Here is a 15,927-nt window from a genome sequence, read left to right on the forward strand (position 1 = left end):
CATACCGACCAGGACACCGACATGACGACGAAGACGACACCGCTTTGGGAAGTGTTCATCCGCAGCCGCAACGGGCTGGCGCACAAGCATGCCGGCTCCCTGCACGCCGCCGATGCCGAGCAGGCGCTGCAGGCCGCCCGCGACGTCTATACGCGCCGGGGCGAGGGGCAGAGCGTCTGGGTCGTGCGCTCCGCCGACATCGTCGCCTCCGACCCGAAGGACAAGGACGAGATGTTCGAGCCGACCGCATCGAAGATCTACCGGCATCCGACCTTCTACCGGATCCCGGACGAGGTGGGGAACATGTGATGGCTATCCCCAAGGACAAGGCACTGTTCGACTATGCGGTGAGGCTCGCCGACGACCAGCTCGTGCTGGGGCACCGCCTGTCGGAATGGTGCGGCCGGGCACCGACGCTGGAGGAGGAGCTGGCGCTCGCCAATATGGGCCTCGACCTGATCGGCCAGGCGCGCTCGCTTTATACCTATGCCGGCGAGGTGGAAGGCGAAGGCCGCGACGAGGACGCGCTCGCCTATCTGCGCTCCGAGCGCGAGTTCGCCAACATGCTGCTCGTCGAGCAGCCCAACGACGATTTCGCCCACACCATGGTTCGCCAGCTCTTCCATGCGGCCTTCATGACGCCGTACTGGGAGGCGATGACGGGCTCCGCCGACGCCACGCTCTCGGGCATTGCCGGCAAGGCCGTGAAGGAGGCGCGCTACCATCTGCGCCATTCCGCCGAATGGATCGTCCGGCTCGGCGACGGCACGGAGGAGAGCCATGCGCGCACGCGCGCCGCACTCGATCATCTCTGGGTGTTCACCGGCGAGCTCTTCGAGATGGACGAGACCGCGCTGTCGCTTCTCGACCGGGGCGTGGCTGTGGATGCGCGCGCGCTGAAGCCCGAATGGGACCGTGCGATGAACGAGACCCTGGCGCGCGCGGGGCTCGATCGGCCGGGCGAGATCGCCATGCTGAGCGGAGGACGGACGGGCCGCCACAGCGAGCATCTGGGCCACCTCCTGGCCGAGATGCAGTATATGCAGCGCGCCTATCCGGGCATGACATGGTGAGCGCGCTCGACACCCGCCAGGACGAGCGCCGCGCGCGGGCCCGCGCGGCGGCCGCTGAGGTCTGCGATCCGGAGATCCCGGTGCTGACCATCGCCGATCTCGGCGTCCTGCGCGATGTCGAGGTCGCCGGCGACGAGGTGACCGTCACCATCACGCCGACCTATTCGGGCTGCCCGGCCATGCGCATGATCGAGTTCGAGATCGTGACGAGGCTCGCCGAGGCCGGATTTCCCGACGCGCAAGTCCGCACCGTGCTCTCGCCTGCCTGGACGACGGACTGGATGAGCCAGGAGGCGCGCGAGAAGCTCAGGGCCTATGGCATCGCGCCGCCGCAAGGCCGGGCCGGTGGGCGCGGCGCGCTGTTCGGCCACGACACGGTCGCCTGCCCGCAATGCGGCGGCACCGACACCGAGCGCGTCAGCGAGTTCGGCTCGACCGCCTGCAAGGCGCTCTATCGCTGCCGGTCCTGCGGCGAACCCTTCGATTACTTCAAGTGCATATGAGAGCGGTATCTGGCCATGGCTGAGTTCGAGACACTGTCGGTTCGCGATGTCCGCAAGGAGACGCCGGACGCCGTATCCGTCGCCTTCGACGTGCCGCCGGAGCTCGAGGATCGGTTCGGCTTCACGCCCGGCCAGTACCTGACGCTGCGGGCGACCATCGCCGGCGAGGATGTGCGGCGGACCTATTCCATCTGCTCCGGCCTCGACGACGGCGAGATCCGCGTGGCGGTCAAGCGGGTGGAGGGTGGCCGGTTCTCCGGTTTCGTCAACGAGGCGCTGAAGCCCGGCATGACACTTGACGTGATGGCGCCGGAGGGGCGCTTCACCTGCCCGGCGACGGAGCGGGCGGGTCACGATTATGTGGCCTTCGCCGCGGGCTCGGGCGTGACGCCCGTGCTCTCCATCGTGAAGACGGTGCTCGCGCGCGAGCCGGACAGCCGCTTCACCTTCTTCTACGGCAATCGCGACACCGCCTCGATCATCTTCCGCGAGGCGCTGGAGGATCTGAAGGACCGCTATCTCGACCGGTTCACGCTCATTCATGTGCTCTCGCGCGAGGGGCAGGACGTGGACATCCTGCACGGGCGCCTGAGCGAGGAGAAGGTGCGTGCCTTCGCGCAGGCCGGGCTGTTCGACCCGGCAACCGCCGACCGGTTCTTCCTGTGCGGGCCGGGCGACATGATCGACACGGTGGAAACGGCGCTCGCCGGCCTTGGCGTCGAGGCCCGGCGCATCGCCGTGGAGCGCTTCACGCCCGCCGGGGATGCCGCGCCCGCCGCTCCCTCCGAGCGCGCGCAGGAGGCCGCCCGCGAGGGTATCGAGGTGGAGGTCGTGCTCGACGGCGCGACCCGCCGGTTCGAGCTCGGCGAGGAGGATGCGTCCATCGTCGATGCGGGCCACCGCGCCGGGATCGAGATCCCCTATTCCTGCAAGGGCGGCATGTGCTGCACCTGCCGCTGCAAGCTCGTCGAGGGCGAGGTGGAGATGGCGGCGAACTACGCGCTGGAACCCTGGGAGCTCGAAGCCGGCTTCGTCCTCGGCTGCCAGTCGCGCCCACTGACGAAGAAGGTCGTGCTCGACTTCGACGCGGCGTGATCCGGGGCGGGTCGGTTTAAGCCCCCTCACCCTCCCATTGCTGTCGCAATGGGCCCCTCCCTCTCCCACGAGGGGAGAGGGAGAAGATCGTCGATGCGGCGTGCAAACCCTCTCCCCTTGCGGGAGAGGGTGGCGCCGAGGGCGCCGGGTGAGGGGGTGTGAGTCTCCGGTCTGCCCGAAAGCCCTCAGACGCCCAGATAGGCCGCGCGGACTCGGTCGTCGCGGGCAAGGTCCGATGCCTCGCCGCTCATGGCGATGGCCCCGTTCTCCAGGACATAGGCCCGGGTCGAGACCGACAGGGCCGCATAGGCGTTCTGCTCGACGAGGAGGATGGTGATTCCGCGCTCCTTCAGGCTGGCGATCACCTCGAAGATCTGGTCGACGAGCGCGGGCGCGAGTCCCATGGACGGTTCGTCGAGGAGCAGGCAGGCGGGGTCGGCCATCAGCGCGCGCGCAAGCGCCAGCATCTGCTGCTGGCCGCCGGACAGCCCGCCGGCGAGCTGGGCCCGCTTCTGGCGCAGCACGGGGAAGAGCTCGTAGGCCGTCCGCATGTTGCCGGCGACCGTCTCGCGCCCCGCCCGGAAGGCGCCGAGGCGGAGATTGTCCTCCACCGACAGGTCGGTGAAGATCTGCCGGCCCTCGGGAGACTGGGCCAGGCCGAGCGCGACCCGGCGGAACGGCTGGGCCCTGGTGATATCGTTCCCGTCGAAGCGGATGTGGCCCGCCGAGACCGGCTGGACGCCCGACAGGCATTTGAGCAGCGTCGTCTTGCCCGCGCCATTCGCGCCGACAATGGCGACCGTCTCGCCCCTGGCGATCGAGAGGTCCACCCCGTGCAGCACCTCGATGCGGCCGTAGCAGGATTTGAGACCGGCGACCTCAAGCATGGATGTCCTCCGTCTCCGCCTGTGCAGCCTTTCCGAGATAGGCCTCGATCACGCGCGGATCCTTGCGGACGTCGTCCGGCCCGCCTTCCGCGATGGTGCGGCCCTGCTCGAGCACCAGAATGTGGCTGGAAATCTTCATGACGAGCTTCATGTCGTGCTCGACGAGCAGGATGGCGATGCCCTCCGCCGCGAGCCGGGCGATCAGCGCGTCGATCTCCGCGGTCTCCACCGCGTTGCATCCAGCCGCGGGCTCGTCGAGCAGCAGGAGCGCCGGCTCCGCCGCGAGCGCGCGGGCGATCTCCAGCCGCTTGAGCTGGCCGTAGGCGAGAGAGGAGGCCTCCCGGTCGGCGGCCTCGCCGAGCCCGACCCGGTCGAGGAACCCGCGCGCTGCGTCTTCCGCCTTGCGCGCGCGCCGGCGTGCGGACGGCAGGGCGAGGAGATCGGAGACGAGGCTGTGGCGGACGCGCAGATGGCAGCCGACCATGACGTTCTCCAGCACCGTCATCTGCTGGAAGATCTGGAGGTTCTGGAAGGTCCGCGACAGGCCGCGCCGGGCGAGCGCTTCCGGCGGCAGGCGCGTCGCGTCCCGGCCGTTCAGCATGACCTGGCCGGAGGAGGGGGCGTAGATGCCGGAGATCATGTTGAAGAGCGTCGTCTTGCCGGCGCCGTTCGGTCCGATGATCGAGACGATCTCGCCCTTCTCCACGGCCAGCGAGACGCCGTCCACCGCCTTGATGCCGCCGAACGAGATCGACATGTCCTTCACGGCGAGAACGCTCATGCGGGCCTCCGGCGCAGGGCGTTGGCGAGGCTCGGCACGAGGCCGCGGCCAAGGAAGATCATCACCGCGATCATGATGACGCCGAGGGCGACGGATTCGTAGTCCTGGAAGACGGTGAGCGCCTGCGGCAGGATCGTCAGGAGCGCCGCGCCGACAATGCCGCCGAGTACCATGCCCGCCCCGCCGAGCACGGTCATGGTCACGAGCTCGATGGAATGCAGGAAATCGGCCGCGTCCGGCGTGATGAATTGGTTGAACAGCGCAAAGAGCGAGCCGGCGACGGAGGCGTAGACGGCGGAGATCACGAAAGCCTGCAGCTTGGCGCCCGTGACGTCGACGCCGGCCACCCGCGCGGCGATCTCGCTGTCGTGGAGCGCGCGCAGCGCCCGGCCGGAGGTGCTGTCCTTGAGGTTGAGTGCGATCCAGGCCCCGACGATCATGACGGTGCCGGCGAGCCAGTACCAGGCGACCGCCGTCTTCACCTTGAGCCCGGCCAGGGCGAACCAGCCGCGCGGATTTATGGAGGGCACGATCATGCCGTCCGGCCCGCCGGTCCATTGCGCCTCGTTGGTCAGCGCCATGGCCACGAGGATGCCGAAGCCGAGCGTGGCGACCGCCAGATAGTAGCCCTTCAGCCGGAGGATCGGCCGGCCCACCGCATAGGCGATGGCGCCGGACAGCACCGCGCCGATGGCGATGCAGGCGAGCGGCGGCACGCCGAAATGGGTCGCCCCGATGGCGCACGCATAGGCGCCGATTCCGAAGAAGCCGGCATGGCCGAGGCTCACCTGTCCGGCATAGCCGATCAGCACGACGAGGCCCGTGACGGCGATCGCGTTGATGAAGACGAGCGTCGCGACCCGGTAGTGATAGGTGCCGGAGAAGACGAGCGGGGCCGCGGCGATCAGCACGATCAGCACGATGAGCGTCGCGGTCTTCATGCCTGGCCTTGTCATGGCGTCCATGGCCTCACACGCGCTCCACGGTCCGCGCGGCGAACAGGCCGCCGGGCATGAAGAACAGCACGAGCAGGATGACGACAAAGGCCGCGGCATCCTTGTAGCTTGACGAGAGATAGCCGGCGGTGAGCGCCTCGATCAGGCCGAGCAGGAGGCCACCAACCAGCGCGCCCGCCGGATTGCCCATGCCGCCGAGCACGGCGGCGGCGAACCCCTTGAGCGCGATGCCGACCCCGATGCCCGCATTGGTGAGCGTGATCGGCGTTACCAGAACGCCGGCAATGGCGCCGATCGCCGCCGACAAGGCGAAGCTCAAGAGCATGACCACCTTCACATTGACGCCGACGAGCTGGGCGGCCAGCCGGTTGTTGGCGGTGGCGAGGATCGACTTGCCCGTCATGGTCCGTGTCATGAAGACGTAGAGCGCGGCGAAGATCGCCGCCGCGCCACCCAGCACCCACAGGCTCTGCGGCAGGACCGTCGCGCCGCCGACCAGGAGGGGCGTGTCGCCGGAAAAGGCCGGGAAGCGGTGGATCTGCTTGTCGAAGACGATCTGGGCGATCCCGCGCAGCACGATGGAGGCGCCGATGGTGATGATGATGAGCGAGACCACGGAGGCACCTCGGGCGGGTTCGATGGCGAGCCGGTTGAGCACAATGCCGATGAGGCAGGTGATGGCGACCGCGCTCGCCGCGGCAAACCAGAGCGGCATGCCGGCATCGTAGGTGAACACCGTGATCATGCCGCCATACATCACGAACTCGCCCTGGGCGAAGTTCACCACGCCCGACGCGTTGTAGATGACGGTGAAGCCGAGCGCGACGAGCGCATAGACCGCTCCCACCGTCAGGCCCGAAAACAGGAATTGCAGAAGCTCTGCCATGGTCGCTCCGGTGGCTCTCACCCCCCCTCCCTCTCCCGCGAGGGGAGAGGGACAAGGGGAAGCGGGCGCTCAAGAGACCCCTCTCCCGCGGAGGGGAGAGGGGGCGCCAAAGACGCCGGGTGAGGAGAAGCCGCCTCCTACTCCTCGATCAGCGTCCAGTCGCCGTCCTTGATCTCCAGCATGCGGAATGCCGTGAGATCGAGGCCGAGATGGTCCTCCGGGCTCATGGTCACGAGCCCCGCCGTGCCCATGAAGCCGGACGTCTTCTCCAACTCGTCGCGAATCGCGGCCGGGTCGGCGCTGCCGGCACGCTCGATGGCGTCGATCAGCATGTGATAGGCATCGTAGGCATGGCCGCCGAAGGTCGAGACGGGCTCGCCCGTCGCGTCCTCGTAAGCCGTCTTGTAGGCGGTCACGACCGGCTTCTGGGGGTCGTCGTCGGGCAGCTTGTCGGCGACCAGCAGGGCGGCGGCGGGAAGGCGCACGCCATTGGCGGCATCGCCGGCTAGCTCGATGAAGGACTTCGACGCCACACCGTGGGACTGGTAGAGCGGCACATCGAGGCCGACCTGACGGTAGTTGCGCGTCACGATGGCCGGGCCCTGGCCGAAGCCCGGATTGACGACCGCCTGGATGCCGTCCGTGTTCTTGATGTTGGTGAGCTGCGGCGTCATGTCGGAGTCCTTCGGCCCGTAGGTCTCGTCGGCCACGACCTCGATGCCGTAATCGCCCACCACGTCGAGACACTGTTGGCGCATGGACTGACCGAAGCCGCCGGTGCCGGAGATCATGCCGATCTTGGTGATCCCCTCGCCCTTCATGTGCTCGAAGATCTTCTGGCAGGCCATGCGGTCGGTATGGGGCGTCTTGAAGACCCATTCCTTGACCGGATCGATGATTGCGACCGCGCCGGCGAGCGAGATGAACGGCACTTCGGCCTGCTCGAACAGCGGCACCATCGCCATGGTCGCCCCCGTGCTCGTGCCGCCGATCACGGCGACCACCTCGTCCTCTTCCAGAAGGCGGGTGGCGAAGGTGCGCGCCTTGTTGGGGTCGGCGCCGTCGTCATAGACGACGAGCTCGATCTTCTCGCCGTTCACGCCGCCATTGGCATTGGTCTCCTTAACCAGCATCTCCAGCGTCTTCTTCTCCGGGTCGCCGAGGAAGGAGGCGGGGCCGGTGACGGCGAGCGTGGAGCCGATCTTGATCTCCGCTGCCGCCGGCGTTGCCAGTACAGCGGTTGCGGCAAGGGCCGCCAAAGCCAGTTTCTTCATTTGGTTTCCTCCCGTTTTCAAACGTTCTTCTGGTTTTACGCTTACGCAGCCCGCGGCCGCCTGATGGCGGAGATGCGGAAACGGTTGGCCACGAAGGCGGCATCCGTCAGGCACGCATTGCCCGCCGGATTGGCGCCCGTGACGTGGTAGTCGCTGAAGGCGGCGTTCTGGTTCACGAAGATTCCGCCCGTCAGGTTGCAGGACAGCACGACGCCGGCGGCGGCGAAGGCGTCCGCGGCCTCGTCGATCAGGGCCTCGTCGGTGGCGTAGATCGCCGCGGTGAGCGCGCCCTTGCGCCGGGCGCCCTCGCTTGCGCGGCGGATGCAGTCATGGGCGTCGTCGGCCGCGATCACGAAGCTGATCGGTCCGAAGCGCTCTTCCTCGTGGTCATGGGCGTTCGCCCCGTCGAGTTTCACGATCAGCGGGGTTGCCGTGCGCGCCTCGTCGAGCCCCTCGATCGGGGCCGATGCGCGCGCGAGCGTGCCGAGCTTCGCACAGGCCCCGACGCGCTCGAGCGTCGCCGGCGCGGCGAGCGCCCCGCAGATGCCGGCGGCGCGGGCGGGATCGCCGAGCAGCTTGTCGACGGCGCCGGCAATGCCATCCGCCACCTCGTCGAAACCCTTGTGACCCTCATCCGTCCCGATGCCGTCTCGCGGCACGTAGACGTTCTGCGGGGCGGTGCACATCTGCCCGCTGTAGAGCGACAGGGAGAAGGCGATATTGGCGCACATCGCCTTGAAGCTGTCCGTGCCGGTGACGACGATGGAATTGAGCCCGGCCTCTTCCGTGTAGACCTGTGCCTGGCGGGCATTCTCGCGCAGCCATTCGCCGAAGGCGGAGGAGCCGGTGAAATCGACGATCGCGACCGCCTCGTTCGTGGCGAGCGCCTTGGTGATCTCCGCGCCCGGCTCGTCGACGGCAAGGAGGACGGCGTTCGGATCGAGGCCGGCGTCCGCGATCACCGCACGCGCGGTCTCCACGGCAAGCGCGAGCGGCAGGATGGCGGTGGGATGCGGCTTGACGATCACGGTATTGCCGGTGGCCAGGCTCGCAAAGAGGCCGGGATAGCTGTTCCAGGTGGGGAAGGTCGCGCAGCCGACGACGAGCGCCAGCCCGCGCGGGATCACCCGGTATTCCTTCTCCAGCACGATGGGGTCGTGCTTGCCCTGCGGCTTGGTCCAGGTGACGTGCGCCGGTGTGCGGGTCATTTCGCGCCAGGCATATGCGACGGCCTCCAGCCCGCGCTCCTGGGCGTGCGGGCCGCCGGCCTGAAAGGCCATCACGAAGGGCTGACCGGTCGTGTGCATGACCGCGTTTGCCATCTCGAAACTGTGCCGGTTGAGGCGATGGAGGATTTCAAGGCAGATGCCGACACGCGTCTCCGGCCCCGCCTGGGCCCAGCCCTTGCCCGCCTCGCGGGAGGCGGCGACGAGCGCGTTGATATCGGCGGTGGGATAGGCGATGTCGAGCGCCATGCCGTAGGGCGAGACCTCCTTGCCGGCGGTCTTGCCATTGGAGGGATGGCCGTCGAGGGCGAAACGCCCCCCGAGCCTGGCGCGGAACGCAGCCTCGCCATCCTCCTTTGCGGTCTCGCCATAGATCTTGCGGGACGGTGCCTCCGGATACGCCTCCCAGTAGCCGCGCTCCTCTATGGCCCTGAGCGCCCGGTCGAGCAGCGGCTTGTGCGTGTCGAAGAATCCCATGGTCTGTCCCTTCGGTTTCGGTCGTGGCACCGGCTGGCCGGACGGGCCGCGATGCCGGCAGGATGCCCGCGAGCATCCCGTCCCCCGTGGTCTCTAGCTCTTTGTTCTGCAGCGCTTTCGAACCGAAAAAGTGGCGTCCACTTTTCCTGAAAAGCGCTCCAACTGTCGTGTTCTGTGGAAAAGGCCGGTCGCCGCGAGGGGCGCCGATCGTTTCCTCCCATGTCCGGTCCCGCTCGGGCGAGGCCTTGTTCCCTTGTTTCAAACATAATTGACCGACCGGTCGATTTATGCAAGAGTTTTGTTAACGAGGATGGCCGGAGGCGCCGAAAAGCGCCGTCAAGAACCGGCACAGGGAGGAAACGAGGTGACGGAAGGACCGGTGCGCGTCGAGCGCGGCGACGGTCGGATGACGGTGACGCTCAACCGTCCCGACAAACTCAACAGCTTTACCGTGGAGATGCACGAGGCGTTCCGTGCAGCGCTCGAGGAGGCTGCGCGCGACGGCTGTCGCGCGGTGCTGGTCACGGGCGCGGGGCGTGCCTTCTGCGCGGGCCAGGATCTCTCCGAACCCTTTCCCGAGGGGCCCGATGGCCGGCTCGATCTCGGCGAGACGCTGGAGCGCAATTTCAATCCGACCGTCCGCCTCATCCGGGCGCTGGATATGCCGGTGATCGCCGCGGTGAACGGGGTGGCGGCCGGCGCGGGCGCCAATATCGCGCTCGCCTGCGACATCGTTCTGGCGGCGAAGAGCGCAAGCTTCATCCAGGCTTTCGTCAAGATCGGTCTCCTGCCGGATTCCGGCGGCACGTGGACGCTCACCCGGGCGCTCGGCGAGGCGCGCGCCAAGGGGCTCGCCATGACCGGCGAGCCGCTCTCGGCGGAACGCGCCGAGCAATGGGGTCTCATCTGGCGCTGCGTGGAGGACGCGGAGCTGATGGCGGAGGCCGACGCGCTCGCCGACAGCCTGGCGAAGGGCCCGACGGCGGGGCTCGCGCTGACCAAGCAGGCGATCCACGCCGCCGCGGCGAACGATTTCTCCAGCCAGCTCGACCTCGAGCGCGACCTGCAGCGCGAGGCCGGCCGCACCCACGATCACGCGGAGGGCGTGCGCGCCTTCTCCGAGCGCCGCGCGCCCGTCTTCACCGGCCGGCGCGAGCCCGAATGAGAGGCCCGAACGCAATGAACGACCAGACGATCCCGGAAGAGGGCGCACAAACGCTGGCCATGGCCTGCGCACAGGCCATGTGGGCCGACGACCGGGCCTCGCAGGGCCTCGGCATGGAGCTCGTGGAGGTCGCGCCGGGCCGGGCGGTGCTGGAGATGACCGTCACGCCCGCCATGACCAACGGCCACGGCATGTGCCATGGCGGTTTCATCTTCACCCTAGCCGACAGCGCCTTCGCCTTCGCCTGCAATACCTACAACCAGCGCACCGTGGCGCTGCACTGCGCGATCACCTTCATCGCCCCGGTCTCGAAGGGGGACAGGCTGCGCGCGACGGCGCGCGAGATTTCGCGGCGCGGCCGCTCCGGCATCTACGACATCGCCGTGAGCCTTCCCGACGGAACGGTGGTCGCGGAATTCCGCGGACAGTCCCGCACGATCAAGGGGACGCTCCTGGACGGCGAGGGACAATGAAGAACGACAAGCATCCCAAGACGGAGGAAACGCGATGATCACGATGGAGAAGGTCGGGCTCGACGCAATCGAGAACGCGTCGCGCGACGAGATCAGCGCGCTGCAGCTCGAACGCCTGAAATGGTCGCTCGCCCACGCCTATGAGAATGTCCCCTTCTATCGCGAATCGTTCAAACGGCACGGCGTGCACCCGGACGACCTGTCCACGCTGAGCGATCTGAGGAAATTCCCCTTCACCACCAAGGCGGACCTGCGCGACAACTACCCCTTCGGCATGTTCGCGGTGCCGCGCGAGAAGGTGGTGCGGCTCCATGCCTCCTCCGGCACGACGGGCAAGCCGACGGTGGTCGGCTATACCGAGCGCGATATCGCGACGTGGTCGCGTGTCGTCGCCCGCTCGATCTTCGCCTCCGGCGGCCGGCCGGGCGACATCGTCCACGTCGCCTATGGCTACGGGCTCTTCACCGGCGGGCTCGGCGCCCATTACGGCGCGGAGGAGCTTGGCTGCACGGTCGTCCCGGTCTCCGGCGGCATGACGGAGCGCCAGGTCATGCTGATCCAGGACTTCCAGCCCCGGGTCATCATGGTCACGCCCTCCTACATGCTCTCCATCCTGGACGAGTTCCGGCGCCTCGGCTTCGATCCGCGGCGCTCCTCCATCAAGGTCGGCATCTTCGGGGCGGAGCCCTGGACCAATGCCATGCGCCAGGAGATCGAGGAGGCCTTCGACATGGACGCCGTCGACATTTACGGCCTGTCGGAGGTGATCGGGCCGGGCGTGGCGAACGAATGCGTGGAGACCAAGGACGGCCTCCACATCTGGGAGGACCACTTCTATCCGGAGGTGGTCGATCCCGAGACCGGCGAGCCGGTCGCCGACGGCGAGGTCGGCGAGCTCGTCTTCACCTCGCTCACCAAGGAAGCCATGCCCATCGTGCGCTACCGCACGCGCGACCTCACCCGCCTTCTGCCGGGCACGGCGCGCGCCATGCGGCGCATGGAGAAGGTGACCGGGCGCTCCGACGACATGATGATCGTGCGCGGTGTCAATGTGTTCCCGACCCAGATCGAGGAGCAGCTCCTGAAATGCGAGGGACTCGCGCCGCATTACTGGATCGAGCTCACCCGCAAGGGGCGCCTCGACGGCATGGTCGTCCATGTGGAATGCACGGCGGACGCGGCCGCGACCGATGCCCGCGCGGCCAGTGCGCGCGAGCTCGCCAGCCACATCAAGAGCGTGATCGGCGTGTCCACCGAGATCGTCGTGAACGACCCCGGTGGCGTGGAGCGGTCGGTCGGCAAGGCAAGGCGGGTGGTGGACAATCGGGACTCCAACCGCTAGGTCCAGACCCCGCAGCCGGACAACGGACGGAAGACGGAGTTTCAAGCGATGGCGCGCACCCGCGCGGCCGATTACGACGAGAAGCGTCACAGGATCCTGCGCACCGCGTCGGAGCTGTTCGCCGAGCATGGCTACGAGACGGCGTCCATGGCCATGGTCGCGGAGGCCTGCGGCATGTCCAAGCCGCTGCTCTATCACTATTACGACAGCAAGTCGGCGCTGCTCTTCGACATCATCGAGGTTCACCTGCAGGACCTCATCGCCGCGGTGGACGAGGCCGACGACGGGGGCGCGCCGCCGCGCGCGCGCCTCAATGCGGTGATCACCGCGCTTCTGGAGGGCTATCGGGACGCCGATAGCGACCACAAGGTGCAGATCAACGCGCTGTCGCGCCTGCCGGAGGACCAGCAAGGCCATCTGAGGGCGATGGAGCGTCAACTCGTCGAGCGCTTCGCGGCGATCCTGGCCGCGGCCAATCCGGGGCTCGCGCCCGACGGCATCCTTCTCAAACCCGTCACCATGTCGCTCTTCGGCATGCTCAACTGGCACTATATGTGGTTCCGCCCCGACGGCCCCGTGACCCGCGAGGCCTATGCGGACATGGCGACGACGCTGATCCTGGAGGGTTCGCGCGCCCTCACCGAGGCCGCCGCCGACGCGGAGCCGGAGCGCGTCCCCGGCGCCTGACCGTCGACACCTGCCTCCGCGCCTGACCTCCGGACAGCGCGGGGATAGCAGCCCACCATGCGCAATTGCCCCTGTCGTCCCGGCCCCGCCGCGGCCCATAATGGGCCCGTTGCCGGTTGTCCCGAGACGAGGTGATCCGATGAGACCGCCCGCTGCCCTTGTTGCCGCCCTTGTCGCCGCCGTGCTCGTGGCCGGGTCCGCGACCATGGCGGAGGCCGGCGCCGTCAGGACGGAAAGCTTCGCGGTGCCGGACGGCGCCCATCCTCACGACGTTGCGCCCGACCCGTCCGGCGGCGCCGTCTGGTATACTGCCCAGCACCAGGGCGCCCTTGGCCGGCTCGATCCGGAGACGGGGGAGACCCGGCAGGTCGCGCTCGGCGAGGGCTCGCGCCCGCACGGCGTCATCGTCGGTCCGCGCGGGCTCGCCTGGGTGACCGATGGCGGGTTGAACGCCATCGTGTCCGTGCATCCCGAAAGTCTCGACGTGACCCGCTATCCGCTGCCGGAGGGGCGCGGCAACGCCAATCTCAATACGGCGGCCTTCGACGGGAACGGCGTGCTCTGGTTCACCGGACAGGCGGGCATCTATGGCCGGCTCGATCCGGAAACCGGGGAGATGGCCGTGTTCGACGCGCCGCGCGGCTACGGCCCCTACGGCATCGATGCGACGCCCGGGGGCGAGATCTGGTATGCGTCTCTCGCCGGCTCCTATATCGGCCATGTCGACACGGAGACGGGGGAGGTCGAGGTGGTCGATCCGCCGACGGCGGACGCCGGGACGCGTCGCGTCTGGTCGGATTCCGGTGGCGTATTGTGGGTCAGCGAGTGGAATGCCGGCCAGCTCGCCCGCTACGATCCCGAAACCGGCGCGTGGCGGGAATGGCCGCTGCCGGGCGACGATCCGGCCGCCTATGCGGTTTATGTCGACGAGACCGACAGCGTGTGGGTCAGCGATTTCGGGGCCAATGCCGTTTTGCGGTTCGACCCGGAGACGGAACGCTTCGAAAGCTTTCCGATCGACCGGTCCCACGCCAATGTCAGGCAGATGCTCGGGCGTCCGGGCGAGGTCTGGGCGGCGGAGTCCGGCATCGACCGGCTGACGGTCTATCACTACGAGTAGGTGAGGCATAACGGAGAACGGCTCCATGCGCGGCAACCGGCCGACACGGCGTGCGGTCCTGCGGCAGTGGCTGGCCCTGCCGGCGCTGCCGGCCGCTCTCGCCCTGTCGGCGGCGTCCGCGCCGGGGGCGGAGCGGCGGCTGGTCCCGACGCCGGCCTGCGACGACCGGGAGGATACGACCCCGTCCCAGACGGAAGGCCCGTTCCACAAGCCGGACTCTCCGATGCGCCACGAGTTCGTTCCGGAGGATGCGGGCGGGCAGGTGACGCTCGTCGGGCTCGTCCTCACGCCCCGGTGCCGCCCGGTGACGAATGCCCTTGTCGACATCTGGCACGCCGATCCGGACGGTGCCTATGACAATGACGGCTTCCGGTTCCGGGGCCACCAGTTCACCGATCCGGACGGACGCTACTGGGTGAGAACCCTCAGGCCCGGCCTCTACGGGTCCCGGACGCGGCACTACCATGTGAAAATCCAGCCTGAGGGCGGCCCGCTCCTGACGACGCAGCTCTACTTCCCCGGCGAGGCGCGCAATGGCGACGACTGGCTGTTCGACCCCGCGCTGGTGATGACGATGGCCGAAGTCGGCGACGGGGAACTCGGACGCTTCGATTTCGTGGTGGATGTATAGGGCGGTTCACTCGCCGCCGAGCGCACGGTAGATCTTGCGCCCCGGACGGCCGGTGGGCGTCATGCCGCGATCCTTCTCCGCTTCCGCGATGCCTGCCCGGGTCATCGGGCCGACCTTGCCGTCCGCCTCGCCGATATCGTAGCCATTGGCGATGAGCAGCTTTTGCAGGTGCAGGCGCTGGGCGCGCGACAGGCCGGGGTCGTCCGTCGGCCATGACGTCCTGAGCGCCGGGTAGCCCGCCAGCCGGTCGGCGAGGTGGGAAATCGCAAGCGCGTAGGATTCCGCCAGATTATAGGAATAGATCGCATCGAAATTGCGGAAGACGAGGAAACCGGGACCGTTCGGACCGGCCGGCAGGAGGAGGCCGGCCCGCGCCCCGCCGGACAGCCGCTTGCCGTCGGCGCGCACCACGCCGCGCTTGCCCCATGTGGTCAGCGAGGCCTTCCGGCCGCGCCCGGTCGGGCCGCGGTAGCCGGCCGGCACCTTGACCTCGATCATCCAGGATTCGCCGGGTTTCCAGCCGGCGTCGCGCAGGAAGTTCGCCGTCGAGCCGAGCGCGTCGGCCACCGATCCGATCAGGTCGCGCCGCCCGTCGCCGTCGAAGTCGACGGCGAGCCGCTTGTAGGTCGACGGGATGAACTGGGTCTGGCCGAAGGCGCCGGCCCACGATCCGTAGAGACGGTCGAGGCGCACGTCACCGCGCTGGACGAGTTGCAGCGCGGCGATCAGCTCGCCGCGCCAGAAACCGGCCCGCCGCCCGCCCTGGCAGGCGAGCGTCGCAAGCGCATGGGGCAGGAAGATCTCGCCGGGCTCCTGGCCGTAATCGGTCTCCACGCCCCACACCGCGGCGATGATGTAGCGGTTGACCCCGTAGCGCCGCTCCGCCTCGCGCAGGATCCGGTCGTATCGGCGCATCATGGCGCGGCCCTCGCGCACCCGCTCCTCGTCGACCAGGAAGCCCATATAGTCCCAGATCGGCGTCTCGAATTCCGGCTGGCTCTGAGACAGGCGGGTGACCTTCTCGATCGGCCTCGTGCCGTCGAGCGCGCGGTCGGCAACGGTGCGGCTGACCCCCGCCCTCATGGCCGCCGCCTTCAGCGTGTCGATGCAAGAGGAAAAGCGCGAGGCGGATGCGGGGCCGGCCGACAGCACCGCCAGGATCGCGCCCGCAACCGCGGCCTTCATCGTGAGGTTGGCTCCGCCCGGTGTCACGTCGGACAGTCTCCGCCGGCTAAGATCCAGAATATCAGTCTAGCGGATTTTTCCGGTTCCGCCGACCCGTCTTTCGCCCATTCGGCGCGCGGCTTTTGCAACCCGAAGCGTAGCTGATATGTAGGGTGCAAATCCGGGT

General features: G+C 68.3%; 17 protein-coding genes. 10 read left to right on the top strand and 7 right to left on the bottom strand.

Annotated elements, in window-relative coordinates; translation table 11 throughout:
• Positions 1–21: 21 nt before the first annotated feature.
• The 4 genes from paaB to paaE are packed head-to-tail and all read left to right on the top strand — an operon-like array spanning position 22 to position 2,671.
• Entirely contained in the window at positions 22–309 is a 288-nt protein-coding gene (gene paaB / locus HW532_RS16735; RefSeq protein WP_213161555.1) for a 1,2-phenylacetyl-CoA epoxidase subunit PaaB, read from the top strand.
• Positions 309–1,073 (top strand): 1,2-phenylacetyl-CoA epoxidase subunit PaaC, encoded by a 765-nt coding sequence (gene paaC, locus HW532_RS16740; protein WP_213161556.1) that lies wholly within the window; start codon positions 309–311, stop codon positions 1,071–1,073. Before paaB ends, paaC begins: the two co-directional genes overlap by 1 nt.
• Positions 1,067–1,576: a 1,2-phenylacetyl-CoA epoxidase subunit PaaD gene (paaD, locus tag HW532_RS16745; protein ID WP_213161557.1), complete on the top strand. Its 510-nt coding sequence runs from the start codon at positions 1,067–1,069 to the stop codon at positions 1,574–1,576. Before paaC ends, paaD begins: the two co-directional genes overlap by 7 nt.
• 15 nt (positions 1,577–1,591) lie before the next feature.
• Positions 1,592–2,671: a 1,2-phenylacetyl-CoA epoxidase subunit PaaE gene (gene paaE, locus HW532_RS16750; protein ID WP_213161558.1), complete on the top strand. Its 1,080-nt coding sequence runs from the start codon at positions 1,592–1,594 to the stop codon at positions 2,669–2,671.
• A 185-nt stretch (positions 2,672–2,856) separates the two neighbouring features.
• Here paaE and HW532_RS16755 read toward each other — a convergent pair whose 3' ends face one another.
• From HW532_RS16755 to paaN, 6 genes are all read right to left on the bottom strand, one after another.
• Complete coding sequence (locus tag HW532_RS16755) at positions 2,857–3,558, bottom strand: ABC transporter ATP-binding protein (RefSeq protein WP_213161559.1); 702 nt, start codon at positions 3,556–3,558, stop codon at positions 2,857–2,859.
• Positions 3,551–4,339, bottom strand: coding sequence for an ABC transporter ATP-binding protein (locus tag HW532_RS16760; RefSeq protein ID WP_213161560.1), 789 nt, complete (start codon positions 4,337–4,339; stop codon positions 3,551–3,553). Before HW532_RS16760 ends, HW532_RS16755 begins: the two co-directional genes overlap by 8 nt.
• On the bottom strand, positions 4,336–5,295 hold the full coding sequence (locus tag HW532_RS16765; protein WP_213164617.1) for a branched-chain amino acid ABC transporter permease: 960 nt from the start codon (positions 5,293–5,295) through the stop codon (positions 4,336–4,338). The genes HW532_RS16760 and HW532_RS16765 overlap by 4 nt, the downstream gene beginning before the upstream one ends.
• A gap of 13 nt (positions 5,296–5,308) precedes the next feature.
• The gene (locus HW532_RS16770; RefSeq protein WP_213164618.1) at positions 5,309–6,181 is read right to left on the bottom strand and encodes a branched-chain amino acid ABC transporter permease; all 873 of its coding nucleotides are present in this window, start codon (positions 6,179–6,181) and stop codon (positions 5,309–5,311) included.
• Between the two features lie 137 nt (positions 6,182–6,318).
• Positions 6,319–7,455 (bottom strand): ABC transporter substrate-binding protein, encoded by a 1,137-nt coding sequence (locus tag HW532_RS16775; protein ID WP_213161561.1) that lies wholly within the window; start codon positions 7,453–7,455, stop codon positions 6,319–6,321.
• A gap of 41 nt (positions 7,456–7,496) precedes the next feature.
• Positions 7,497–9,158, bottom strand: a complete 1,662-nt coding sequence (paaN, locus tag HW532_RS16780) for a phenylacetic acid degradation protein PaaN (RefSeq protein ID WP_213161562.1) — start codon at positions 9,156–9,158, stop codon at positions 7,497–7,499.
• Positions 9,159–9,564: 406 nt separating this feature from the next.
• Here paaN and paaG point away from each other — a divergent pair, with 406 nt between their 5' ends.
• The 6 genes from paaG (at position 9,565) to HW532_RS16810 (ending at position 14,576) form a co-directional block, all read left to right on the top strand.
• A complete protein-coding gene (gene paaG, locus HW532_RS16785; protein ID WP_246479981.1) occupies positions 9,565–10,323 on the top strand; it encodes a 2-(1,2-epoxy-1,2-dihydrophenyl)acetyl-CoA isomerase PaaG in 759 nt (252 codons plus the stop codon).
• A 14-nt stretch (positions 10,324–10,337) separates the two neighbouring features.
• Complete coding sequence (paaI, locus tag HW532_RS16790; protein WP_213161564.1) at positions 10,338–10,796, top strand: hydroxyphenylacetyl-CoA thioesterase PaaI; 459 nt, start codon at positions 10,338–10,340, stop codon at positions 10,794–10,796.
• Positions 10,797–10,830: 34 nt separating this feature from the next.
• Complete coding sequence (paaK, locus tag HW532_RS16795) at positions 10,831–12,138, top strand: phenylacetate--CoA ligase PaaK (RefSeq protein WP_213161565.1); 1,308 nt, start codon at positions 10,831–10,833, stop codon at positions 12,136–12,138.
• Positions 12,139–12,186: 48 nt separating this feature from the next.
• Positions 12,187–12,825 carry a TetR/AcrR family transcriptional regulator gene (locus HW532_RS16800; RefSeq protein WP_213161566.1) on the top strand — a complete coding sequence of 213 codons (639 nt, stop codon included), beginning with the start codon at positions 12,187–12,189 and terminating at the stop codon, positions 12,823–12,825.
• Positions 12,826–12,964: 139 nt separating this feature from the next.
• Positions 12,965–13,945: a Vgb family protein gene (locus tag HW532_RS16805; RefSeq protein ID WP_213161567.1), complete on the top strand. Its 981-nt coding sequence runs from the start codon at positions 12,965–12,967 to the stop codon at positions 13,943–13,945.
• A gap of 25 nt (positions 13,946–13,970) precedes the next feature.
• Complete coding sequence (locus HW532_RS16810; protein ID WP_213161568.1) at positions 13,971–14,576, top strand: dioxygenase family protein; 606 nt, start codon at positions 13,971–13,973, stop codon at positions 14,574–14,576.
• Positions 14,577–14,582: 6 nt separating this feature from the next.
• Here HW532_RS16810 and HW532_RS16815 read toward each other — a convergent pair whose 3' ends face one another.
• The gene (locus HW532_RS16815) at positions 14,583–15,761 is read right to left on the bottom strand and encodes a lytic murein transglycosylase (RefSeq protein ID WP_213164619.1); all 1,179 of its coding nucleotides are present in this window, start codon (positions 15,759–15,761) and stop codon (positions 14,583–14,585) included.
• Between the last annotated feature and the right edge of the window lie 166 nt (positions 15,762–15,927).

It is taken from the genome of Kaustia mangrovi (assembly GCF_015482775.1).
GTDB lineage: Bacteria > Pseudomonadota > Alphaproteobacteria > Rhizobiales > Im1 > Kaustia > Kaustia mangrovi.

Coding starts and splice junctions, on each gene's coding strand:
- paaB (WP_213161555.1), top strand. CDS start 22: ATGACGACGAAGACGACACCGCTTTGGGAAGTGTTCATCCGCAGCCGC.
- HW532_RS16765 (WP_213164617.1), bottom strand. CDS start 5,295: ATGACAAGGCCAGGCATGAAGACCGCGACGCTCATCGTGCTGATCGTG.
- HW532_RS16755 (WP_213161559.1), bottom strand. CDS start 3,558: ATGCTTGAGGTCGCCGGTCTCAAATCCTGCTACGGCCGCATCGAGGTG.
- paaK (WP_213161565.1), top strand. CDS start 10,831: ATGATCACGATGGAGAAGGTCGGGCTCGACGCAATCGAGAACGCGTCG.
- paaD (WP_213161557.1), top strand. CDS start 1,067: ATGGTGAGCGCGCTCGACACCCGCCAGGACGAGCGCCGCGCGCGGGCC.
- paaE (WP_213161558.1), top strand. CDS start 1,592: ATGGCTGAGTTCGAGACACTGTCGGTTCGCGATGTCCGCAAGGAGACG.
- paaI (WP_213161564.1), top strand. CDS start 10,338: ATGAACGACCAGACGATCCCGGAAGAGGGCGCACAAACGCTGGCCATG.
- HW532_RS16760 (WP_213161560.1), bottom strand. CDS start 4,339: ATGAGCGTTCTCGCCGTGAAGGACATGTCGATCTCGTTCGGCGGCATC.
- HW532_RS16805 (WP_213161567.1), top strand. CDS start 12,965: ATGAGACCGCCCGCTGCCCTTGTTGCCGCCCTTGTCGCCGCCGTGCTC.
- HW532_RS16800 (WP_213161566.1), top strand. CDS start 12,187: ATGGCGCGCACCCGCGCGGCCGATTACGACGAGAAGCGTCACAGGATC.
- paaC (WP_213161556.1), top strand. CDS start 309: ATGGCTATCCCCAAGGACAAGGCACTGTTCGACTATGCGGTGAGGCTC.
- HW532_RS16815 (WP_213164619.1), bottom strand. CDS start 15,761: ATGAAGGCCGCGGTTGCGGGCGCGATCCTGGCGGTGCTGTCGGCCGGC.
- HW532_RS16810 (WP_213161568.1), top strand. CDS start 13,971: ATGCGCGGCAACCGGCCGACACGGCGTGCGGTCCTGCGGCAGTGGCTG.
- paaG (WP_246479981.1), top strand. CDS start 9,565: ATGACGGTGACGCTCAACCGTCCCGACAAACTCAACAGCTTTACCGTG.
- HW532_RS16775 (WP_213161561.1), bottom strand. CDS start 7,455: ATGAAGAAACTGGCTTTGGCGGCCCTTGCCGCAACCGCTGTACTGGCA.
- HW532_RS16770 (WP_213164618.1), bottom strand. CDS start 6,181: ATGGCAGAGCTTCTGCAATTCCTGTTTTCGGGCCTGACGGTGGGAGCG.
- paaN (WP_213161562.1), bottom strand. CDS start 9,158: ATGGGATTCTTCGACACGCACAAGCCGCTGCTCGACCGGGCGCTCAGG.